At 68.0% G+C, this 22,237-nt stretch carries 21 protein-coding genes; 12 read left to right on the forward strand and 9 right to left on the reverse strand.

Annotated features, from left to right (window positions below; all coding sequences use genetic code 11):
* The first annotated feature begins 9 nt into the window (after positions 1–9).
* From sctV to ACOYJQ_RS00420, 4 genes are read left to right on the forward strand one after another with little or no spacing between them, the layout of a single operon-like run.
* Positions 10–2,142 (forward strand): type III secretion system export apparatus subunit SctV, encoded by a 2,133-nt coding sequence (gene sctV, locus ACOYJQ_RS00405; protein WP_433455427.1) that lies wholly within the window; start codon positions 10–12, stop codon positions 2,140–2,142.
* Positions 2,139–3,260, forward strand: coding sequence for a MotA/TolQ/ExbB proton channel family protein (locus tag ACOYJQ_RS00410; RefSeq protein ID WP_433455429.1), 1,122 nt, complete (start codon positions 2,139–2,141; stop codon positions 3,258–3,260). Before sctV ends, ACOYJQ_RS00410 begins: the two co-directional genes overlap by 4 nt.
* Positions 3,253–3,702: a hypothetical protein gene (locus ACOYJQ_RS00415; RefSeq protein WP_433455431.1), complete on the forward strand. Its 450-nt coding sequence runs from the start codon at positions 3,253–3,255 to the stop codon at positions 3,700–3,702. Before ACOYJQ_RS00410 ends, ACOYJQ_RS00415 begins: the two co-directional genes overlap by 8 nt.
* On the forward strand, positions 3,699–4,514 hold the full coding sequence (locus ACOYJQ_RS00420; RefSeq protein WP_433455433.1) for a hypothetical protein: 816 nt from the start codon (positions 3,699–3,701) through the stop codon (positions 4,512–4,514). Before ACOYJQ_RS00415 ends, ACOYJQ_RS00420 begins: the two co-directional genes overlap by 4 nt.
* On the opposite strand, the gene ACOYJQ_RS00425 is transcribed toward ACOYJQ_RS00420, so the two are convergent.
* Positions 4,505–5,056: a flavin reductase family protein gene (locus tag ACOYJQ_RS00425; protein ID WP_433455435.1), complete on the reverse strand. Its 552-nt coding sequence runs from the start codon at positions 5,054–5,056 to the stop codon at positions 4,505–4,507. The genes ACOYJQ_RS00420 and ACOYJQ_RS00425 overlap by 10 nt on opposite strands.
* Positions 5,057–5,570: 514 nt before the next feature.
* On the opposite strand from ACOYJQ_RS00425, the gene ACOYJQ_RS00430 reads away from it, so the two are divergent.
* Positions 5,571–7,319, forward strand: coding sequence for a methyl-accepting chemotaxis protein (locus ACOYJQ_RS00430; protein WP_433455437.1), 1,749 nt, complete (start codon positions 5,571–5,573; stop codon positions 7,317–7,319).
* 25 nt (positions 7,320–7,344) lie between these two features.
* Here the strand turns inward: ACOYJQ_RS00430 and ACOYJQ_RS00435 are convergent, their stop codons facing one another.
* Genes ACOYJQ_RS00435 through ACOYJQ_RS00445 form a run of 3 tightly spaced genes read right to left on the reverse strand, consistent with a single transcriptional unit; the run spans position 7,345 to position 12,300 of the window.
* Complete coding sequence (locus ACOYJQ_RS00435) at positions 7,345–10,455, reverse strand: efflux RND transporter permease subunit (protein WP_433455439.1); 3,111 nt, start codon at positions 10,453–10,455, stop codon at positions 7,345–7,347.
* Between the two features lie 4 nt (positions 10,456–10,459).
* A complete protein-coding gene (locus ACOYJQ_RS00440; RefSeq protein ID WP_433455441.1) occupies positions 10,460–11,539 on the reverse strand; it encodes an efflux RND transporter periplasmic adaptor subunit in 1,080 nt (359 codons plus the stop codon).
* The gene (locus tag ACOYJQ_RS00445; RefSeq protein WP_433455443.1) at positions 11,536–12,300 is read right to left on the reverse strand and encodes a TetR/AcrR family transcriptional regulator; all 765 of its coding nucleotides are present in this window, start codon (positions 12,298–12,300) and stop codon (positions 11,536–11,538) included. Before ACOYJQ_RS00445 ends, ACOYJQ_RS00440 begins: the two co-directional genes overlap by 4 nt.
* Positions 12,301–12,596: 296 nt before the next feature.
* Here ACOYJQ_RS00445 and ACOYJQ_RS00450 point away from each other — a divergent pair, with 296 nt between their 5' ends.
* Genes ACOYJQ_RS00450 through ACOYJQ_RS00480 form a run of 7 tightly spaced genes read left to right on the forward strand, consistent with a single transcriptional unit; the run spans position 12,597 to position 18,049 of the window.
* Positions 12,597–13,082 (forward strand): Na+/H+ antiporter subunit E, encoded by a 486-nt coding sequence (locus ACOYJQ_RS00450; RefSeq protein ID WP_433455445.1) that lies wholly within the window; start codon positions 12,597–12,599, stop codon positions 13,080–13,082.
* A complete protein-coding gene (locus tag ACOYJQ_RS00455) occupies positions 13,075–13,335 on the forward strand; it encodes a monovalent cation/H+ antiporter complex subunit F (protein WP_433455447.1) in 261 nt (86 codons plus the stop codon). Before ACOYJQ_RS00450 ends, ACOYJQ_RS00455 begins: the two co-directional genes overlap by 8 nt.
* A gap of 1 nt (position 13,336) precedes the next feature.
* A complete protein-coding gene (locus tag ACOYJQ_RS00460; RefSeq protein WP_433455449.1) occupies positions 13,337–13,579 on the forward strand; it encodes a hydrogenase subunit MbhD domain-containing protein in 243 nt (80 codons plus the stop codon).
* A 3-nt stretch (positions 13,580–13,582) separates the two neighbouring features.
* Positions 13,583–13,915, forward strand: a complete 333-nt coding sequence (gene mnhG / locus ACOYJQ_RS00465) for a monovalent cation/H(+) antiporter subunit G (RefSeq protein WP_433455451.1) — start codon at positions 13,583–13,585, stop codon at positions 13,913–13,915.
* 16 nt (positions 13,916–13,931) lie between these two features.
* Entirely contained in the window at positions 13,932–14,618 is a 687-nt protein-coding gene (locus ACOYJQ_RS00470; protein WP_433455453.1) for an MnhB domain-containing protein, read from the forward strand.
* Between the two features lie 12 nt (positions 14,619–14,630).
* Positions 14,631–14,999, forward strand: coding sequence for a cation:proton antiporter subunit C (locus tag ACOYJQ_RS00475; protein ID WP_433455455.1), 369 nt, complete (start codon positions 14,631–14,633; stop codon positions 14,997–14,999).
* Positions 14,996–18,049, forward strand: a complete 3,054-nt coding sequence (locus ACOYJQ_RS00480; RefSeq protein WP_433455457.1) for a proton-conducting transporter transmembrane domain-containing protein — start codon at positions 14,996–14,998, stop codon at positions 18,047–18,049. The genes ACOYJQ_RS00475 and ACOYJQ_RS00480 overlap by 4 nt, the downstream gene beginning before the upstream one ends.
* Before the next feature lie 64 nt (positions 18,050–18,113).
* On the opposite strand, the gene ACOYJQ_RS00485 is transcribed toward ACOYJQ_RS00480, so the two are convergent.
* From ACOYJQ_RS00485 to ACOYJQ_RS00505, 5 genes are all read right to left on the reverse strand, one after another.
* Positions 18,114–18,830, reverse strand: coding sequence for an endonuclease V (locus tag ACOYJQ_RS00485; RefSeq protein ID WP_433455459.1), 717 nt, complete (start codon positions 18,828–18,830; stop codon positions 18,114–18,116).
* Positions 18,831–18,846: 16 nt separating this feature from the next.
* Complete coding sequence (gene ychF / locus ACOYJQ_RS00490) at positions 18,847–19,944, reverse strand: redox-regulated ATPase YchF (protein WP_433455461.1); 1,098 nt, start codon at positions 19,942–19,944, stop codon at positions 18,847–18,849.
* Between the two features lie 132 nt (positions 19,945–20,076).
* Positions 20,077–20,691 carry an aminoacyl-tRNA hydrolase gene (pth, locus tag ACOYJQ_RS00495; protein WP_433455463.1) on the reverse strand — a complete coding sequence of 205 codons (615 nt, stop codon included), beginning with the start codon at positions 20,689–20,691 and terminating at the stop codon, positions 20,077–20,079.
* Positions 20,692–20,877: 186 nt separating this feature from the next.
* Positions 20,878–21,492 carry a 50S ribosomal protein L25/general stress protein Ctc gene (locus tag ACOYJQ_RS00500; protein ID WP_433455465.1) on the reverse strand — a complete coding sequence of 205 codons (615 nt, stop codon included), beginning with the start codon at positions 21,490–21,492 and terminating at the stop codon, positions 20,878–20,880.
* Positions 21,493–21,665: 173 nt separating this feature from the next.
* The gene (locus ACOYJQ_RS00505) at positions 21,666–22,232 is read right to left on the reverse strand and encodes a GNAT family N-acetyltransferase (RefSeq protein WP_433455467.1); all 567 of its coding nucleotides are present in this window, start codon (positions 22,230–22,232) and stop codon (positions 21,666–21,668) included.
* Between the last annotated feature and the right edge of the window lie 5 nt (positions 22,233–22,237).

Here is a 22,237-nt window from a genome sequence, read left to right on the forward strand (position 1 = left end):
GCGTTTTTCATGACCCGTCTTCTGCAGCTCATGTCCCAGCGCAACGATCTCGTGCTGGCGTTCCTGCTCGTGGCGGTCATCTTCATGATGATCCTGCCTCTGCCGACGGACCTGATCGACTTTCTCATCGGCGTCAATCTGACGCTGGCGGCCATCCTGCTGATGGCGTCGATGTACGTCAAGGATGTCGTCCAGCTTTCGGCATTTCCGTCGATCCTGCTCATCACCACGCTGTTTCGCCTCGCGTTGTCGATCAGCACCACGCGGCTCATCCTGGTGCAGGGTGACGCGGGGCATCTCGTCTCGGCTTTCGGCGAGTTCGTCGTGGGCGGCAATCTCGTCGTCGGCCTGGTGGTGTTCCTCATCCTGACCATCGTCAACTTCATGGTCATCACCAAGGGCTCGGAGCGCGTGGCGGAAGTCTCGGCGCGCTTCTCGCTCGATTCGATGCCCGGCAAGCAGATGTCCATCGACTCCGACATGCGCGCCGGCATGATCGAGCTCGACGAGGCCAAGCGCCGGCGCGGCAAGCTGGAAAAGGAGAGCCAGCTCTACGGCGCGATGGACGGCGCCATGAAGTTCGTCAAGGGCGACGCCATGGCGGGCCTGATCATCACCGCCATCAACCTCATCGGCGGCATCGCCATCGGCACGATGCAGCAGGGCCTGCCGATGAACGAGGCGATGAACCATTACTCGCTGCTGACCATCGGCGACGGTCTCGTCACGCAGATCCCCGCGCTCTTCATCTCCATTACAGCGGGCTTCATCGTCACCCGCGTGTCGTCGGACGACAACGCCGACCTCGGCAGCGACATCGTGAAGCAGATCAGCGGGGAACCGCGCGCGCTGCTCATCACGGGCGGCATCCTGCTCATCTTCGCCGTCGTGCCCGGCTTTCCGACGGTGGTCTTCCTCGGCCTCGCCGCCGCGACAGGCGGAGCGGGCTTCCTGCTGACCCGCAAGGCGCGGAAGGCCGGAGCGGCGCAAGGCGCCCACGACATGCCCGCGCTGGCGCCGGCGCTGGCGCAGGCCGGGCAGCAGATGCCGGCCTTCCCGGCTGATGACGAGAACGAGCCCGACACCCCGATCGAGGTCGTGAGCTTCGCGCTCACGGTGCCGCTGATCGTCGATATCGCCTCGTCCGTGCGCCATTCCATCCGCCCCGCCAAGCTCGACCGCGAGGTGGCGAAGGTGCGCCGCGCGCTCTATTTCGATCTCGGCGTGCCGTTTCCCGGCATCAACCTGCGTCTCAATGACAACCTGAGCGACGGCGAATACCGCATTCTGGTCAACGAGGTGCCCGTCGCCGCCGGCGCGGCGCGCCCCGGCTACGTCATGGTTCGCGAGAGCGAGGAAAACCTGCGGATGTTCGACATCCCGGTGGAGCGCGGGCAGGATTTCCTGCCCCGCACGCCGAGCCTGTGGGTGCCCAACAGGTACCTGCCGCTGCTGGAGCGCGCGAACATCCAGGCCATGACGCTCTCGACCATGATGACCTATCATCTGGCCCATGTGCTGAAAACGCACGCCTCGGAGTTCGTCGGCATTCAGGAAACCATGTTCCTGATGAACCAGATGCAGAAGAACTTCAACGAGCTGACGCGCGAGGCCACCCGCCTGCTGCCTATCATCACCATCACCGACGTCATGCAGCGCCTCGTCAGCGAGGAGATTTCCATCCGCGACATGCGCACCATTCTGGAGGCGCTGGTGACATGGGGGCAGCGGGAGAAGGACCCGATCATCCTCACCGAGCACGTGCGCGGCGCGCTGAGCCGCTACATCACCCACAAGTTCTCCGCCGGGCAGAACATCATTCCCGCCTATCTGATCTCGAAGGATGTCGAGGACGTCGTGCGCGGGGCCGTGCGGCAGACGAGCGGCGCATCGTATCTCGCCCTGTCGCCCGACGTGCACCGGCAGCTCATGGGCACGATGAAGCGCGTGATCGGCGACATGAACCGGCATATCGCGCCGCCCGTCATGATGGCGCCCATGGATATCCGGCGCTTCATGCGCAAGATCATCGAACGCGACTTTCCCGATCTGCCGGTGCTCTCATATCAGGAACTGACGGCAAGCGCCAACGTTCAGCCGCTCGACAGGATCAAGCTGCAAGAGCAGCTTGGCGCGGCATGATGGCGCGGGCGGCCGATCACGGCAAGCTCGTCATCTACATCGTATGCCTTGCGGTGTCGTTCTGCCTGTTCCTGCTCGCGGGCGGGCAGGAGCGTCATCCGTTGTTCTGGGCGCTCGCGGGACTGACCGTCGCGGGGCTCGCGGCGGGGCCGCTGCTGCCCGTCATCGGCAGCGCCGCCGCATGGCGCGCGCCGCAGGTCGCGGCGACGCTGGCCGCGGCGCTGGCTCTCGCCGATGCGGCGGGCGGCGGCGCGGGCTGGCCGGCGGCGCTCGTGCTGCTTTTCGCCAGCAGGGTACTGAGCGAACTGGCCGACCAGCGCCTCGCCCTCGCCTGGCGCGCGCCGCTGCAACGGCGGCTCCCCGCCGCGCAGCCTGTCGGGGCGGCGCTCGCCCTCGGTGGCTTCTTCGCATTGTCGGTAGCGCAGCTTCTCGCCCTGCCGGCCGGCGAGGCCGCTCCCCCGGCGGGCGACAACGACGTGATGGCGATGGCCATCATCAGCGACGCGCTTCACGGCGATACCGCCATTCACCATGCGCTGATCCTTCTGTTCTGCATCGTCATGGCCTTCATCGCGGATGCCTGGCGGCTCCACTGCCGCGACGTGGCGGCGCTGGGGGCGCTGGCGCGCCGGCTCAACGCCGGCGAGAGCGTCGGAACCGCGTTGCCGGCGGCGCTGGACGAGCGGCCCGGGGCGCGCACGCTGCTGCGATGCCTCAGCCTCGTGGCGCAAGGATCGGAGCCGGACAGGGCAACCGGGCCGAGCGCCTTCCGCGCCCGCGCGGAACTCGACCGGGCCTCGCGACAATTCCTGCGCGGGCTGGTGCCGCTGCTGCCGCTTCTCGGCTTTCTGGGCACGGTCATCGGCCTGTCGGTCACGCTGGCGCAACTGCCGATGGACAGCGCCGACGCCGGCCGCGCCGCCATCGACATCAGCGCGAGCCTCGGCGGGCTGGCGATCAAGTTCCAGACGACGCTGCTGGGCCTTGCGGGGGGCATGATCGCCTCCGTCGCCGTCGCGCTGCTGGAAAAGGCGGAGACGGAACTGGGCGCCGAATGCGTCCTGCTGATGTCCGCCGCCCCTGTCGGAACGCCCGGCCCGGAGGAAGGGCATGCTTGACGGCGCGGGCGAAGAGGACGGCAGGGCAAACGACGAAACGGACGCGATCCGGAATCCGGGCGCGTTCGATCCGCTCGCCGATCTCCTGCTCGGCCTTATCGCCATCGTGGTCCCGCTCGTCGGCCTGTTGCTGGCGAGCGGCGCGGGCTCCGGGAAAACCGGCGCGGGAACACCGGAGCCGGGCAAAATGCTCGTCATCGCCGCCGCGGCGGATGGGCTGCATCTGCCGTCCGACGGTTCGCATGTCCCGCGCGACCGCATTCTGGACGACGCGGCGCTGGCGGCGCGGCTGCTGCGCTCCCGCGACGGCGGACCGCCGATCCTGCTGCGCATCGAGACCGACGGGCTGGAAAGCGCCTTCCTGTTCGATGCCGTCGCCGCGCGGCACGGGCCGCCGACGATCCGTCAGCAACGGATTTCGCCAAGCGGGGCGCGACCATGATCGGATGGCGTTTCGAGCCCGGCGCGCTGTCCGACCTCTCCGCCACCATCTTTTCCGTCTTTCTGCTGCTGCTGGTGGCGCTGCTCGACGCCATGCCAACGCCGGATGCGCAGCCCGCCACCATCGAGCGCCGGCCCGCGGGCGCGGCGGAAATGGCCGATCTGCTCCACCGGCGGCGGCCGGATGCGCCGGGAACCGGCATCGACGTGCTCGCCGCCCGCTACGTCATCAGCGCGGCACCCGCCTTGCCCCTCCATGCGGATACGGCCGCCGCTATCGCGGAAACGCCCGTCTCTCTCGCCGATGTGGCGAACGCGCTGCGCGCGGGCCGATTGCCGGAGCCGATACGTCTCTATGTCTTCGCCCATGACGGCTACGACAACCTGACCGCCCTGCTGCAAGCTCACGGGCGAGGCTGGACGGAAATGAACGTTCCCGACGCGCTGAAGGAAAAAACGGCGGACAGGCCACCGCACTGGTCGCCGGCGTTCCGGCAGATTCTCGCCCGCGCCGCCACGCGCGAGCAGTTCCTGCGCGAGCTTGCGCGCCTGCTCTCCGGCCACGGCGCACGCAGGGGGCAGGCGGACAGGCTGTCGGAAACATTGCCCGCGCCCGCGATGGCCTCCCGCTCCTCCACCATGCGTCTGCAAGACAGTGCGTGGCGCGGGGAGTGGATCGAGGCGATCGCAGGGCTGCTCGCCATCGCTGCGGGCATGGCCGTGGTCGTCGCAGTGGAGCACCGGACGCGATCGGGAAGCGCCGCGCACGCGCACGGCATGCGGGCCGAGGCGGAAGACGCGGATTATCGCTGATCCGACGGTCCCGTCCGATAGGCGCCGTCCCAGAACAGCAGCGGATCGATCGGGCCTTCACGCAGGCGCGCATGCACGACGCGGCCGAAGAACACGGTATGGCTCGCCGCGCGCGCTTCCTGTGCGACAAGGCAATCGAAGGCGACGAGAGCGCTGTCGAGAACCGGCGCCCCCGTCTCCAGGGTCGACCAGTCGCCGAAGCTGAAACGGCGGGCGCGCAACTCGGGGCGAGAGAAGTTTTCGGCAATGCCGCGGTCGTCGGCATGCAGCACGTTGACGCTGAAGCGGCCGGAACGGCTGATGAAATCATGCGCGGAGGCGGACTGGGACACACAGACCAGCAGCGTCGGCGGATCGGCGGAAACGGAGTTCACCGCCGTGGCGACGAGGCCGTGGCGACCGCCCTCGAATACCGTCGCGATAATGGAAACGCCCGCGGCGAGGCGGCGCATGCCGAGCTTGAAAAGCCCGGCATCGACCGAAGCCTCCGCCTCCTCTCCCTTGGCCTGGGGGGCGCGCCTCGCGGCGGGATATGAAAGCACATTCGCATTTTCTGACACTTGACAATCTCCGCAACATGTCGCGCCAGTCGCGCCCGGCGTGCATTCTACCATATGGTGCCGATCGGACGACGACGCACACGGAATCCCGTCCGACCGGACGCGCGAGGAACCTTACGGCCGGGCAGGCAGGCAGACCCAATGTAAACTCATTCTATAGAATAAATTACGTCACAGGCCAAGGCAAGCCCCTTGCCGCTCCCGCCAACCGAAAGCGGCAAGCGGCAAGCGGCAAGCGGAACGCATCGAGCCCCGGCCAAGACGTCATAGCACCGACATGGAATGCAATTAATCATTCTATTTATTACTTATTTAAATTAACAATGCCTTATGCATTTTGTATTATATAATAATATTAAAATCTAAATACATATATCTTTTTACTTAATATAGGCATGTATTAAATTTTACAAATTCATTGATATATATCATTAATGTTTCACATGGGAATGGTAGACGGCTTTAATTTGACACATGCTGAACGGATCAGGTAGCCATGGGAAAAATATTCTTTTTTAAAAGATTCTGGGATATTTTCTACTTTAGCTGCTACAGCATACCATATCGAATATACCTTACATTTTTCCTCAACCTGCTTATTGCCGCATCCATTACGTTATTGTCCATCATCGAAGTCGAGCATCTGAACGCGAACATAAAGACCATCAACGACGTCAATTCTGTCAAGCTGGGTCTGGCCGTCGACATGCGCGGCAGCGTGCATGATCGCGCCATCGCCATCCGCGACGTGGTGCTGCTCGAGGACGCCGGCAAGCGGCGGGAAGCTGTCGCCCTCATCGAAAAGCTGCAACAGGACTATGCACGCAGCAGGTCCCGGCTTGCGGAGATCATGGCCGATCCCGCGAAGGCAAACGATGAAGAGCGAAAGCTCATCGCCGATACTGCCGCCGTCCGGGAGGCAGCGGAGGCCGAGATCGCCCGCATCATCGCGTTGACCGAATCCGACGATATGACGCGTTTCGCCGAGGCCAGAAAGCTGGTCGCCGGCACTGCCTCGCAAGGGTTCGTCCGGTGGCTCGCCGCCGTCAACGCCTTCATCGCGTATCAGGACCGGCTCAACCAGGCCATCGGCGCACAAGTGAGCGCTTCGGCGGACGGCTTCCTCAGAATGGCCCTCACCGCGCAGCTTGCGGGCGCCCTGCTCGGTCTCGTCATCGTCTTCCGCATCGGCCAGTCCATCATCGGCCCCATCAACAAGCTCGTGCGTACCATGGAGCAACTGGCGAGCGGCAACAACGACGTCGACATTCCCTGCATCGACCAGCCCGACGAGGCCGGCACGATGGCGCGCGCCGTGGGCGTGTTCCGCGACAACGCGCTGGAGCGCGCGCGCCTTACCGCGGAACAGGCCAGAACGGCGCAGCACGACAAGGAGCGCGGAGAGCAGATCGGCGAACTGATCTCCGCATTCGAAAAACGTGCCGACAGCGCGATCGGGCAGGTTCACGGCGCGGCGCGCGATCTCAACGCCGCCTCCGCCAACCTTTCCGAGCAATCGCGGCTGGTGACGAGCGAGGCGAGGCGCGCAGCGACGGCCACCGGCAACGCCTCGCAAAGCGTCGTCGTCGCGGCCGGCGCGGCGGAGGAACTCGCAGCCTCCATTCAGGAAGTGGCGTCGCAGGCCAGCCGCTCGCACGAGGTGGCCGGTCGCGCCGTCGAGGAGGCCGACCGCACGTTCGCCACCATGGAAAGCCTGGCGGCGAACGCCACCCATATCGGCGAGGTCGTCAACCTGATCCAGACCATTTCGGAGCAGACCAACCTGCTGGCGCTCAACGCCACCATCGAGGCGGCGCGCGCGGGCGACGCCGGCAGGGGCTTCTCGGTGGTGGCCAACGAGGTCAAGGGCCTCGCCAACCGCACGGCGCAGGCCACGCAGGAAATCGCCGGGCAGATCACCGCCATCCAGGCGGCATCGAGCCAGGCGGTGAGCGCGATCCAGCATATCAACGCCACCATCGGCGACATGTCGTCCATCGCGCTCGCCGTGGCGACGGCGGTGGAGGAGCAGTCGAGCGCCGTGCAGTCCATCGCCGCGAGCGTCGCCCACGCATCCAACGAATCGCAGGTGGGCGCGGAGGCGATGAGCCGCGTCGGGGCGGCCGTCGAAGGCGCGAGCGCCGTCTCCGAAAGCGTCGCCCGCTACGCCGCCAACCTCACCACCGACGCCGACGCGCTCGACGAGGCGATCGGCGCCTTCCTCGAAGGCGTCAAGTCGGCGTGATCGGCTTTACGGCGCGGCGGCCATATCAGGCCCGCCGCGCCTCTCGCGCCTGTAGCCGCGCCGTTCGCCGGGCGGCGCGCCACGCGGCGATGTTGGCGATCCCCATCAGGGCCGCCGGCGTCACCACCAGCGTCAGGATCGTGGCGAAGCCCAGACCGAACACGATGGCGGTGGCGAGATGCGTCCACCACTGCGTCGATGGCGCGCCGATGTCGACCGTGCGGGCCACGAAATCGAGGTTGATGCCGAAGGCGATCGCCAGCACGCCGAGCAGCGCCGTCACCGCCGTCAGCACCACGGGCCGGGCGCGCTCGCGGCATGTCTCCAGAATGGCGTCATAGGCCGCCACCCCCTCGCGCCGCAGCCGGTCGTAGGTGTCGATGAGCACGATGTTGTTGTTCACGATCACCCCGGCGTTGGCGATGATGCCGATGCCGGTCATCACGACGCCGAACGCCTGCCCCATCACCATCAGGCCGATGAGCACGCCGATCGTCGACAGCACGACGGCGGTGAGCACCAGAAACACGCTGGTGAAGCTGTTGAACTGCGCCAGCAACACGGCGAAGATCAGGAACATCGCTGCGCCGAAGGCGCTGACCAGAAAGGCGCCGGCCTTCTCGCGCTCCTCGTCCTCGCCCTTCAGGCGAAAGGTGATGCCCGGCGGCAGGTCCATCGCCGCCATCTCTTCCATGACGGCCTGCTGCACCAGCGCCGTCTGCACGCCTTCGGCGACATTGGCGGTGACGTTGACGATGCGCCGGCCGTCGACGCGGTTGATCAGCCCGACGCGCCGCTCCGGGGTGCGCTCGACGAAGTTGCCGGCCGGCACCGCGCCCTGCGCCGTGTTGATGCGCAGGTTGTCCAGCTCGTCGAGGTTGCGGCGGCTTTCGGGAAACCGCACAAGAATGTCGACCGACTTGTCGGTGTCCGCCGGCCGGTATTCGGACAGCTTGACGCCGTTCGTCACCAACTGCACAGCCGTGCCGACGATGAGCGGATTGACGCCGTATTTCGCCGCCTCGGCCTTGTTGACGGCCAGTTTCCAGTCGATGCCCGGCAGCGGCAGGCCGTCGTCGACGTCGCGGGTATCGGCGCGGGCGCGCAGCAGCCCGGCGGCCTTGCGCGCCGTCTCGAAAATCCGGTCGGGATCGGTGCCCGATATTTCCAGCGTGATCGGCTTGCCGGTGGGCGGCCCGGCGCGCGGCTCCGTCACCTCGATGATCACGCCGGGAATATCGCCGGTGCGTTCGCGGATCTCCGCCAGAATGACGTGCGCCTTGCGGCGCAGGCGCCAGTCCACGAACTCGAACTGCACGGTGCCGACCGTATCCTCGGTCACTTCGTCCGAGCCGCGCTGCCCCTCGCCGGCGCGGGCGTAGATGGTCTCCAGCTCCGGCATGCCGGCGAGGCGCGCCTCGACCTCGCGCACGAGCCCGTCCTTCTCGGTGATCGAGAGATTGCCGCGCGCCCGCACCTGCACCAGCCCGTATTCGGGCTCGACGGCGGGAAAGAACTCGACGCCGTTGCCGTATTTGCCATAGGCGTCGATGACGCCGACGAGCAGCGCCACGGCAAGGGCGAGTGTGACGCCGGGATGATGCAGCGCCAGCCGCACGACGCGCATGTAGAGACCGCGGTCCTCCATGCGCTCGTCCTGGATATGGGTGGGCGCGCCGAGCATGGCGCCGAGCGTCGGCGTGAAGAACAGCGCCACCACGAGCGAGGCCGACAGCGTGGCGATGAGCGTGAGCGGCAGATATTTCATGAACTCGCCGACGACGCCCGGCCAGAACATCAGCGGCGAGAAGGCGGCAATGCGGGTCAGCGTCGCCGCGATCACCGGCCCGGCCATGCGCCTTGCCGCCAGCGAATAGGCGGCCTTCGGCGGCATGCCCTCCACCATGCGCCGCTCGGCGAATTCCGACACGATGATCGCGTCGTCGACCAGCATGCCCACCGCGAGGATGAGCGAGAACAGCACCACGATGTTGACCGTGAGCCCGGCCAGATGCAGCCCGAGGATGCCGGCGAGGAACGACGCCGGAATGGCGATGCCGATGAAGACGGAAGCCCGCCCGCCGAGCGCCAGCAGCATGATGATGATGACGAGCAGCACCGCCGTGATCACGCTGTTCTGCAACTCGTGCAGCATCGACCGGATTTCGGTGGACTTGTCCTGCGTGAACGCCACCTGCACGGTGTCCGGCCAGGTCTTTTGCAGCGTCGAGACGACCTCCTTCACCGCATCCACGGTCTCGATCAGGTTCGCGCCGGTGCGCTTGACCACCTCGATCGCGATGGCGGAGCTGCCGTTGATGCGCGTGATGGATGTCGGGTCCTTGAAGGTGGGGCGCACTTCGGCGATATCGCCCAGCGTCACCGACGCGGAGCGCGAGGCCGCGACCGGAAAGCTGAAGATATCCTCCGGCCGCTCGATGAGCGAGGGCACCTTGACGGCGAAGCGCCCCGCCGCGCCCTCCAGCGCGCCGGCGGCGACGAGGCTGTTGCCGGCGGCGAAGGATTGCGTGAGATCGTTGAGGGAGATGCCGTAGCTGCGCATCAGCATCGGCTCGGCGATGATTTCCACCGCCTCGTCCCGCGCCCCGCGCAGATCCGCCGAGAGCACGCCGGGAATCTGCTCGACGGCGGTCTGCGTGTCGCGCGCCAGCCGCAGCAGCGTGCGCTCCGGCACGTCGCCGCCCAGCGTCACCACGATCACCGGAAACAGCGACAGGTTGACCTCGTGCACCTGCGGCTCGTCGGCGTCGCGCGGCAGGTCGCTGCGCGCGGTGTCGACCTTGGCGCGCACATCGGCCATCGCCACGTCGGAATCGAAGCCGGCCTCGAACTCAGCCAGCACGAAGCCGCCGCCCTCGAAGGCGGACGAGCGCATCTCCTTGAGGTTGTTGACCGTCTTGATCTGGGTTTCCAGCGGCCGCAGGATGAGGCGTTCCGAATCTTCCGGGCTGATGCCGCGCTGCGTCACGCTGACATAGACGATCGGCACCTTCACGTCCGGTTCCGCCTCCTTGGGAATGGAGATGTAGGACATCGCGCCCGCGATCAGCAGGAACACGAGGACCGCGAGCGTCAGGCGCGCGTGGGAGATGGCGTAGTCGACAGGGCCGGCCATGATCTCAGCTCCCGCGCGAAACGTGCGTGACAGGCTCGACCTTCTGGCCTTCCGCGACGAAATCCTGCCCCTGCACGATCACGCTGACGGACGAGGCGAGGCCCGTCACCCAGACGCGCTCCATCCCGTCCTCCGCGAGCCTCACCGGCGCGAAACCGACGATGCCGTCGCCGTCGACGATCCGCAAACCCAGCTCGCCGCGCGCCGAGAAAACGAGCGCCGAACGCGGCACGGAGGCCGCCTGGACACGCGCGAGCGTCAGCGTCACCTCGCAGGTGATGCCGTCGGGGATCGGCGCGCCGTCCGCCTCGAGCTCCACGTCGACGCGATAGGTGCGCGTCTGCGGGCTGGCGACGGCGGAGACGAAACGCACCCGCCCCCGCGCCGCGCCGCCGTTCGCCAGCGCCACGTCGGCCGCATCGCCCACACGCACGCCGCCGAGTTCGCGCTCGGCGATCTCCACCACCGCCAGCATCGGCTCCAGCGCCACGACTTCCGCGATGGGAGAGCCTACCTGCAATGCCTGCCCCTCGCGCACATGCAGCACGTTGACGACGCCGTCGAAGGGCGCGCGGATGACGTTGCGGTCGCGCTCGGCCTCGGCCTGCGCATAAGCCGCCTCGGCGGCGCTCAGCTCCGCCTCCAGCACCGGCTTTTGCAGGGCCGGCAGATTGCCGGTCTCGATCAGCCGCAGCCGCGCCTTCAGCTCCGCGCGCCGCTGCTCCAGCCGCGCCTTCGCCTGCCCGACCAGCGCCTCGCGCGCCTCGTCGGAGAGCACCGCCATCTCCTCGCCCTGCCGCACCACCGAGCCGCGGCGAACGGGCAAATTCTCGATGATGCCGTTGGTGCGGGCGACGACATCCACCCGCCGGTCGGCCTCGGTGCGGCCCGACAGCACCACCCGCCGCGCGTGATCTTCGTTCGCGACCATCTGGACCGCGACGCGAAACGGCGGTCGCGCCGCCGCCGCCGCCGGCGCATCGGGCGCACCTGCCGCGGGCTCGTCGCTTCCGATCACGCCCGAACCGATCCACGCCGCGGCGCCGATGACGATGAGGCCGGCGACAAGCTGGCTTGGCTTCATGATGATGGCTCCCGTGAGGAATCGAAACTGCCTGAAACGGCGTCACCGCCCGCGCCCGGCTCCCCCAGGCGCAGGACGGGCCTGCCGCACAGAAGGCCGCAGACGGCCTGCATGGCGTGGGCGAACTCGGCGTGGGCGAACTCGGCGTGACCGAACTGATCCGCGCCATCCCCGCCGCGCCGCAGGGCGGAGCGAACGTACAACCCGCTGGTGATGACCATGATGATCTGCGCCGCCGCCACGCAATCGACGTCGGCGGCGATTTCGCCGCGGGCGCGCGCGTTCTCCAGCAGGGCGGCGAGCGCATCGGCGATCTCCTGCTCGATGGGCCGGTTGATGGCGTCGATCTCGGGATTGCGCGCCGCCTCCGCCCAGATCTCGACGCACAACGCCGCCTTGGAATGGGCGTCGCCGAGGAAATATTCCTCGCCGAGCCGCGCGAACTGATCCCAGAATGGCAGATCGGGATCGATGCGCGCGAAGCGCCGCCTCGCCTCGTCGCGGTCGCGTTCCACAAGCCCCTCGACGATGGCGTTCTTCGACGGAAAATAACGATAGAGATTGCCGGGGCTCATGCCGGCCTCCCGTGCGACGAGCTGCATCGTCGTGCGGTGGAAACCGAAGCTGACGAAGCACCTTTCCGCCGCATGCAGAATGAGGTCGCGCCGCTCCGTGCGTTGGGCGTCGGCCGCCGGCCTGGCCGCGGATAAGACGGAAGGCGATGAAACGGGGGCCGGCGATCCGGCGGCGGAATCGGTCATCCGGGAAAGAGCCGCCCTGAGTGAGAATGAACGTTCGTTCTCATCCTCATGCGCTACTTCGCGACGTCAGTCAATGTGATTTGCGCCGACGCGATTTGCGTGGATGTGATTTGCCCCCGCACCCGAGATGCCGGCCCGATTTTGAATATTCGATGACAGAAACGTATTCATATGGAGCGGGGATTGATTCCAGACCCGATTAAAGTTAGCTTTTCATACGCATTGACGGGGCATGGCCCATGAACAACAATATGAAATCGGCATCGAAATCTGTCATGTCAATTGGCGCACCGGCCTTGTTTATATTTCTTCTTATCTTGTGGGCAGCGCTCAATTCTTCCGCCGGGCCGGTTCTGCTGGCGGCGGGCGGAGCGGCGGCGCTGGCGATCGCGCGGCCGATGTCCGATCCCGCGTGCTTCCGGTCCGCCCGCGCCTGGCGCGCCGTGCCGGTCGCGCCGGTGGCGCTGCTGCATGTTCTTGCCTGCCTGGGGCTTTCGCTCATGGAGCTGGTGTGGGCCAACATCGGCCTGCTCCGCCACATCTACGCGCGCCGCATCGACATTCGCCCCGACCTCGTCCGTGTCGATATCCGCCTGACGTCGCCGCCCGGCCGGCTCGCGCTCGCCAATGCCGTCACTCTCGCACCGGGTGCGCTGGTCCTCGGGCTCGACGGCGAGGCGCTTCACGTTCACCGGCTCGATGCGCATGCAGATGCGGACGGAGAAGCGATGCGGCGACGCATACGCCGCTTCGAGAAACGTCTGGAGGCGGCTTTTGGCTGACATCCCGTCCACACTCTCCGGTCTGCTGATCTTTTCCGGCGCGGTGCTTGCCCTCGCCCGGCTCGTGATCGGCCGCACGATCATCGACCGCGCCGCCGCCGTGGCCGTGCTGACCGCGACGGCGATCGCGGCCATCGCATTTTACGCGCATCTCTCCGGCCGCTTCGTCTATCTCGACGTCGCGCTCGTCTGCGGTCTGTTCGGGTTTCTGCTTGTGCCCGCGATCGCGCGCCATCTGGAGCGGGGAATGTAACGTGCTTGACCTGCTCGCTTTTCTCGCGGCGATCGGCGTCGTGACGAGCGCCATCCTGGCGGTGGCGCTGCGCAACGTGACGGCTGCGGCGGTCTGCGCGGGCGTCTGCGGGCTCGCCGCCTCGATCATGTATCTGCTGCTGGCCGCGCCCGACGCCGCAATGGCGGAAGCGGCGATCGGCGCGGGGCTGACGACAGTCGTCCTGCTGTACGCCATCCACAAGACCGGCGCGGGAAGGACCTGAGCCATGCATCAGGAGGCGGTGACGGGCTTTCTGGGCGACCTTGCCGTTCTTGCCGGCGCGTTCCTCCTGTTTTCCGCCGGGCTCGGCGTGCTGCGCATGCCCGATCCCTTCACCCGCATCCAGGCGGGCGCCAAGACAGCGACGCTCGGCAGCCTGCTGGTGATGGCGGGGATCGGCCTCCATCATCCTGCCTGGGCGTTGAAGCTTGCGGTCGTCGCGGGGCTGGTGTTCACGGCGTTTCCCTTGTCGGCGCATGTCATCGCCCGCGCCGCCCATCGCATCGGCACGCCGATGAAGCGCGCCGGCGGGGCGGACGAAACCGGCCGCGACGCCTGACCATGGAAGGCCGGACATGAGACGCCATATCTTCAACGCCCTCGCCGTCGCAGCGCTCGGCCTGATCTTCGCCGCCGTCGTGGCGGACTACGGCGAACGCCGGTTCCTGCGTCCGCTGGCGGAATTCTACGTGACGCGAACGTCCGTCGAACTCGGATCGCCGAACGTGGTGAGCGGCATTCTCGCCGTCTGGCGCGGCATCGACACGCTCGCCGCCGCCGCAGGGCTCTTCACCGTCATCCTGCTTATGGCCGCGAACGGCGCGGAACCGCCGCCGCGCGCGGCGTCCGCTTCTCCCGAGCCGCCGGCGGGCGAGATCGCGGAAACCGGCGCGGCGCTGCTGTTGCCGCCGCTCCTGCTCTTCGCGGCCTATGTGGCGTCGAGCGGCCACCTGTCCGCGGGCGGCGGCTTTCAGGCCGGAGCCATCGCCGCCGCCGGCATCGCGCTGCTCGTGCCGGCACGTCCGCAAGCCGCGCTGCCCGCCGGCGCGCTCGCGATCGCGGCCTCGCTCGCCGGTGCAGCCTGCGTCGTGTCGGGATTGTCCGGCGTGCTTTTCGCCGGCGGAATTCTCGATGCCCGGCTATCGTCGAAGAGCGGGCTCGGGGCGTTCCTGAGCGCCGGCGCGATTCCGGTCTTCTCCATTCTGCTCGCCGTCGGGACGGGCGCGGCGCTGTCAGCCGTCATCGACCGCTTCCGCACCTGAGGAGATTTCGCGATGAGCCCGCCGGTTTCACAACTCGCCCTCACGACCGGGCTTGCACTCGCGCTCATCGGCCTGTGGGGGCTGCTGTCGCACCGGCATATCCTGCGCATGATCATCGGCTTCTCGCTGCTGGGCACCGGCATCCGCCTCGCGCTCGTCGCCACCGGCTACGTCACCGGCGCGACCGCTCCCATTCTCGACGAGGCGCTGGGGCCGGGCGAGGCGGCGGTCGACGCGGTCGACGCGCTGCCTTCCGCGCTGGCGATAACGGCCGCCGTTCTCGGCTTCTCCGTCACCGCCGTCATGCTCGCCTTCGCCATCAGGCTGTATCGGGCGCGGGGTACGCTCTCCATCGACGCCTTCACGGAGTCGAAGTGGTGAGCATTCTTTTCCACCCGCTGAACATCTATGTTCTGGGGCTCGGCGGCGGCTTCCTTCTTCCGCTGGCGGGCAGGCTGGCGAAGCCGCGCACGGAGCCGGCGCTCCTTGCGGCGCTGTCGGGCCTCGTCGTCATCAGCGGCGCGTGCCTCATGCGCGTCGTGCGGGACGGCCACGCCATCGAGGCGCTCGTCGCGGGCGCGTCGCCGCCCGTGACGATCGGCCTGCGCCTCGGCCTCGCGGAAGGCGTCGTCGCGCTATGCGTCAACATCCTGGCGCTGCTCGGCGCCATTCACATGAGGCGGCATCTGCGCGAGCACGGCGGGGCGGCGGCGCTCTGGCTGATCGGCGTGACGGGCGTCAACGGCATGGTGATGACGGGCGATCTGTTCAGCCTGTTCGTATTCATGCAGATGACCTTCATCGCCGTCTACGGCCTGTCGGGCCTCGCCGACGCGGCGAGATCGCTCGCGGCGGTCTTCAAGTACGTCATCGCGACCGCCCTCGCCGCGTCCTTCTTCCTGCTGGCGACCGCCCTGCTCTATCATGCGGCGGGCACCTTGCGCATCGACACGCTCGCGAGCCTGCCGCAGCCGGCGGACAGGATCGGCGCGACAGCGCTCCTGCTGCTGCTTTCCGCGCTGCTCGTGATGCTGAAACCGTTTCCCGCCAACGGCTGGGCCATCGACATCGACGAAACGGCGACCGGCGGAACCGCCGCCTTCATCCTCGCGGGCGGAGCGGGAGTGCTTTTCACCTTCTGGAAGCTGCTGCCGCTGTTCGCGCCGTGGCATGCGCTGATCGCCTTCTCCGGCGGCCTCACTTTCATCGCCTCCGGCCTGCTCGCCCTGCGACAGGTGCGGGTGCGGCGGATGCTCGGCTATTCCTCCGCCGGCCAGGCGGGCCTTGCGCTGCTGGCGCTCGCGCTGCTGGAGAAGGCCGGCGCCGGGGAAGCGGCGCCGCTCGTCGCGGGCGGGCTCGCCTTCAACCATCTGCTGGCGAAAACGGGCCTGTTCTGGCTGTGCGACCTCGTGGGGCGTCAGTCCACGGCGGGGTGGTCGCCCGTCGCGCGCCGGCGGGTGCTGATGGCGTCCTTCGCGGCGCTGGTGGCGGCGCTCGCCGGCCTGCCGCCGTTTCCCGGCTTCTGGGCGAAATGGGAACTGACGATGCGGCTCTCCGCCGCCGGTTACGGCTGGGCGCTGGCGGCGATTCTCGCCGGCTCCTTGCTGGAGGCGGCCTGCCTGTTCCGCTGGCTGGGGCGCTCGCTGCACATGCATGGCGACGAGACGTTGCCCGTCACCGGGCCGCTCAGCGTCGCGCCGGTGGTTTGCGTCGTGGCCCTGCTGCTCGCGGGCGGCGTCCTCGCCGCCGCCCTCGTCGCCCCCGCTGCGCTGTGGGTGTTCCTGCCGCCGGCCACGGGCGTGGCGCTGGCCGCCGTCGAGCGCCGGCTCGGGGCGAGGCTGCCGGGCCGGGCGCGGGCGGCGCTCGCGCTGGCCGCGCTCATCCTTGTCGGGCCGTTCCTGTTGCCGGCAGCGGACGGCCTCGGCCGGCTGTTCGGCATCCTCTTCATCGCAGGCGGTTTCGTCATCGGCATCGGCGCGCTTCATCGCGCCGATCCGCGACCGTTCTACCATCCGCTGGCGGCCGCCATGCTCCTGTCGCTGACGGCGCTGGCCGGCGCGCGGACGGGGCTTGAATTCCTCGCCTGCTGGCAATTTGCGACGCTGGCGTCCTACTTCCTCATCGCGCACGGCCGCTGGGCGGGATCGCAGACGCTGCGCTATCTGCTGTTCTCGCTCGGCGGGGCTTTCCTCCTGCTCGCGGGCTTCGGGCAGCTCCACGCCCTCACCGGCACGACCGCCCTCGGCGCTCCGGTCCTCACCGGGCCGGAAGCGGGCCCCGCCTTCCTCCTGCTCGCCGCCGGCTGTCTCGTTCAGGCAGGGATCGTCGGCGTGCATGTCTGGGCGCCCGGCGTCTACGCGCTCGCCGACGACGATCTGTCGGCGCTGCTGTCGGCCGTGACGGGCAAGGCGGCGATATTCGGGCTGCTGAGCATCACCGTCCCGGCGGCCGGCGCGGCCGCGATGCCCGAGGCCGGCCATCTCCTGGCGTGGCTCGGTTTCGCCACCGCGCTCGTTTGCGGCGGGCTTGCGCTTCTTCAGGACAGCATCAAGCGGATGCTGGCCTATGCGAGCCTGAGCCAGACCGGCTACATCGTCGCCGCCATCGGGCTGATGAGCCCCGCCGGCCGGGTGACGGCGCTATGCCTCGCCATCACTCACCTGCTGACGCAAGGCATCCTGTTTCTGGCCGCCGCCGGCATCCTGCTGCGCACGGGCGTGGGCACGTTCAGCAGCCTCGGCGGGCTTGCCGGCCGCATGCCGTGGACATTCGCCACAGCCCTCGTCTCGCTGGTCGCGACGGCCGGCCTGCCGCCGCTGGCCGGCGCCGGCGCGCCGTGGCTGCTGATCGGCGAGACGATCGGCAGGGAGTGGTACGCGCTCGCCGCCATGGGCTTTCTCGCGACCTTCGTCGGCTTCCTGTACATGCTGCGCATGGCCTGGGGCATCTTCCTGCGCGATCGGGGCGACGCCTTCGCCCATGTGGCCGAAGCGCCGCCGGCGCTCCTTGCGCCGCAGATCGTGCTGGCCGCAGGCATCGCCGCGCTGTCCCTCCATCCGGCGGCGCTGACGGCGGCCGTCGATCCGCTCTTCGCCGCCTCGCCCGCATTGCCGAATCCGCTGCCGGTGATGAGCGCGGCGATGATCGTGTCGCTGACGCTGTGCGGCGCCGCGATGCTGATCCATCGCCGCTGCGCCACGCCCTCCGCTCCCGGCGGGCGGGCAGCGGTCCGCGAGTTCCTGTTCCTTCTGCGGAGAGCGGTGCGGCAGATCGATATCCCTTCCGCCGGCGCGCTGTGGGACCGCGCCGCCGGGCTGGCGCCGAAACTGGCCGGAAATCTGCGCGCCTTGTACGACGGCAACGGCCAGACCTACCTGCTCCAGGTGCTCGTCTACATCATCGCGCTTTTCAGCGGCTCGCGCTGGATCTGAGCATCGAAGCCGGCGGAAAACGCAAAAACATGCCGGCCGCTTCGTCCCGCAAGCCGGCGCGGCCTCATGTTTCCGGCAGGGCCGCCGTTTTGTGCGCCAGCCGGATCGGCTCCGGCAGGCGATAGCGCGTCGTGCAGCGCAGCGTCATCGCCACCGCCGTCGGAATATCGGCGCGATGGCCGGGCGAGATGAACATCGGCGAGACACCGGCGCGCGTGCGCACCACCGCGCCGATGGCCTCGACGGGGCGCTCCCCGCCCGCCCGGCGGCGCGGCGATGCGGCGGGATCGCGCACATGGTCATAAAGCCACGTCCATGCGCCCTTGCCGGCATCCGGCTCGTCGTGAAAGCCGCACAGCCGCGTCTTGCCGCAGCCGATGCCGGGCCGGTCGAGCAGCAGCCCCATATGGGCGGCGATGCCGATGCGGCGCGGATGGGCGATGCCGATGCCGTCGAACAGGAAGACATCGGGCTCCGCCCGCAACCGTGCGAAAGCCTCCACCAGCGCCGGCCCCTCGCGGAAGGTCAGCAACCCCGGCACATAGGGAAACGGCGTCGGCACGGTGGCGCGCGCCACCTCCACGACGGAAAAGTCCGGCAGGGCGCAGACCACGACGGCGGCGCGCGACAGGCCGTCCTTCACGCTGACGTCGACGCCCGCCACGAGCCGGACCGCCGCGACATCGAGCGGCGTCTCGACGAGTTGCGCGCGCAATTCCTTTTGCAGCGCGATCGCCTCGCGCGGCGTCAGGTTCCACGCATGCAGGCGGCGAACGTCCATCGCGCAAAAAACCGCGTCAGGTGTTGAAACGGAAGTGCAGCACATCGCCGTCGGCGACGACGTAATCCTTGCCTTCAAGACGGAACTTGCCGGCCTCGCGCGCGCCGGCCTCACCCTTGAACGCAACGTAGTCGTCATAGGCGACGGTCTCGGCGCGGATGAAGCCCTTCTCGAAATCCGTATGGATGACGCCCGCCGCCTGCGGGGCGCGCGTGCCGGCGGTGATCGTCCAGGCGCGGGCCTCCTTGGGGCCGATGGTGAAATAGGTGAGGAGCCCCAGAAGATCGTAGCCGGCGCGGATCACGCGGTTGAGACCGGGCTCGGTGAGGCCGATGGCTTCGAGATATTCCTTCTGCTCTTCGGGCGGCAGCACGGCGATCTCGCTCTCGATCCGCGCGGAAACGACCACCGCGACCGCACCCTCCTCCTTCGCGCGCGCGAACACGCGGGCGGAAAAGTCGTTGCCGGATTCGGCGGCGCCCTCGTCCACGTTGCATACGTAAAGCACCGGCTTGGCGGTGAGCAGGCCGAGCTGGGAGAAGATGCGCTCCTCCTCCGGCTTGCGCTCCACGAGGCGGGCGGGCTTGCCGTCGCGCAGCAGGGGCAGCGTGCGGCTGACGATATCAAGCGTTTCCTTCGCCTCCTTGTCCTGCCCGCGCGCCCGCTTCTCCAGCGCCGTCACCCGCTTTTCAAGGCTGTCGAGATCGGCGAGCATCAGTTCCGTCTCGATGGTCTCGATGTCGTTGACGGGATCGATGCGGCCCTCGACATGGGTGATGTCGCCGTCCTCGAAGCAGCGCACGACATGGGCGATGGCGTCGACCTCGCGGATATTGGCGAGGAACTGGTTGCCGAGCCCCTCCCCGCGCGAGGCGCCGCGCACGAGGCCGGCGATGTCCACGAAGGTGAGGCGCGTCGGGATGATCTGTCCCGAACCCGCGATCTGCGCCAGCACGTCAAGACGCGGATCGGGTACCGCCACGTCGCCGACATTGGGCTCGATGGTGCAGAAGGGATAGTTCGCCGCCTGCGCCGCCGCCGTCTGCGTCAGCGCGTTGAAAAGCGTGGACTTGCCGACATTGGGCAGCCCGACGATGCCGCATTTGAAACCCATGATCCTCGCCAGCGACGCCTTGAGGCGGCCGCCCCTTTCCTGCCAAACGATGTACTTTCCGTGGAGTGCCTGACGGCGCGCCGCCAGTCAATTGCCGATCGCAGCCTGCACCGATCGCGGCCCGCGCCGCTCTCAGCCCTGCGAGCGCTCGCCGACGCCCTTGACGTCCTTCCAGCCCCGCGCCTCCATCGCCAGATGCACGCGGTTCTGGAAGCTGGCGTCCTCGCCCTTCGCCAACAATTCCGCGCTGTCGGCGATCGCGCGGCACAGGTCGTCCACCCACTCGAACTCGCCCTTGCCGAAATCGCCGAGCACGTAGCCGTGTACGCGCGCCTTGTCGCCCGGATGGCCGATGCCGAGGCGCACGCGCCGGTAGTCGTTGCCGATATGGGCCGAGATCGAACGCAGGCCGTTGTGGCCCGCGTTGCCGCCGCCCGTCTTGACGCGCAGCTTCGCCGGCGCGAGATCGAGCTCGTCATGCAGCACGGCGATGTCCGAAAGCGGTATCTTGTAGAACTGCGCCGCCTCCGCCACCGCGACGCCCGATTCGTTCATGAAGGTCTGCGGCAGCAGCAGGAGCGCGCGCCGCGTGCCGATCACGGCTTCCGCCGTCAGCCCATGAAAGCGCTTGCGCCATGGGGCGGCGTTGTGGGCGCGGGCGACGGCCTCCACCGCCATGAAACCGATGTTGTGGCGGTTGCGCGCATAACGGTCGCCGGGATTGCCCAGTCCGACAATGAGCTGCATCACGCCCTCCCGATCACGAACCGCGATGGCGCCGGCGCGCCGCTGTTTCCATAGTCCCGCGGCTTGCATGCGGCCCGATGTTCACGCCGGACGCAAGCCGCTTCAGGGCGGGCTTACGCTGAAAGCCCGCGCGGCGCTTGAGAGACGATCATGCGGCCCCGGTCGTCGACCGGGGCCGCGACGGTCTTACGCGCCGGCCGCTTCCGTCGTCTCGCCTTCAACGGCGACGGGCGGGACCACGGTCGCGATCGTCGCGTCGCGCTCGATCGCGCCAAGCTCGATGCCGGCCGGCAGCTTCAGCGTCTCGATATGCAGCGCGTCGCCGATTTCAAGCGCGCCCACGTCCACCTCCACATGGTCGGGGATGGCGTCCGCCGCCACGATCAGCGGCAGCTTGTGGTGAACGATGTTCAGCGTGCCGCCGTTCTTGACGCCGGGCGCGGTTTCCTCGTTGACGAAATGCAGCGGCACCTCGACCTCGATCTTCGCGCCGCGCGCCACGCGCAGGAAGTCGACATGGATCGGGAAATCCTTCACCTTGTCGAGCTGGTAGTCGCGCGGAATGACGGTGGTCTTGCGGCCTTCGACCTCGATCTCGAACAGCGTGGACAGGAAACCGCCGGCGTAGATGAGATGCTTGGTTTCGTTGAAGTCGAGCGAGATCGGCTGGGCGGGCGCGCCGAGGCCGTAGATGACGGCGGGAACCTGGCCGTTGCGGCGGATTGCACGGGCAGCCCCCTTGCCGACCCCTGCGCGCGCCGTGGCCTTGAGCGGCTTTGCCGTCGTAGTGGCAGCGGACATGATATTCATCCTCAAAAAGCGAAAAGCAAACGAATGCCGCAAATGCAAACGGCCGCGCAAACGCACGGCCCCAGAACTTCCGGCTCACGAAAGCGCCCGTGCCTCCAAGGGTGTCACGCGGGCGCAGGCGTCTTATAAAGATTTTTTCGCGGATTACAAACCCGAATCGCCGCTCAGTCGCGCGAAACCGCGCCGAGCTGCCGGATCATGAAGCGCGCGTCCGCGTCGTAGCTGCGCAGCGAGGCGGCGAGCCGCGCATCGTCGACGACGGCGAACGCCTGCCGTTCCCAGAACGGCACGGAGGCGTTCACCGCCACGAGCGACAGGTCGGCGAGGCCGATCGCGGCCGCATGATCCACGAGATGCGCGACCGCCCGCCCGCCCGCGCCGCTGCCGCGCGCCGCCGGCAGCAGGGCGAGATCGTGGATGTAGAACGTCGCCGGGAAAGTCGGCATGGCCACCACGAGGCTGTCGAGCCGGGGCGGCATCATCGGATGCCAGGGATGGCTGACGACGTAGCCGGCCATCTCCTCTTCCCGCTCCAGCACGAGGCAGCCGGCCGGATAAAGCCGCAGCCGCTCGGCGAACACCTCGATACGCTCGGGATAGCCGGGATGCACCCGCTCGCCGATGGCGTGCACGTCACCGAGATCGTCAGGCTCCATCGCGCGCCAGACGAACGGCGGGCCAGCCTCGCGCCCGGCTCCGCCCACATCCGATACGCTCCCGATCATCGTCATGTCGC

Source organism: Pseudochelatococcus sp., from assembly GCF_050946405.1.
GTDB lineage: Bacteria > Pseudomonadota > Alphaproteobacteria > Rhizobiales > Beijerinckiaceae > Pseudochelatococcus.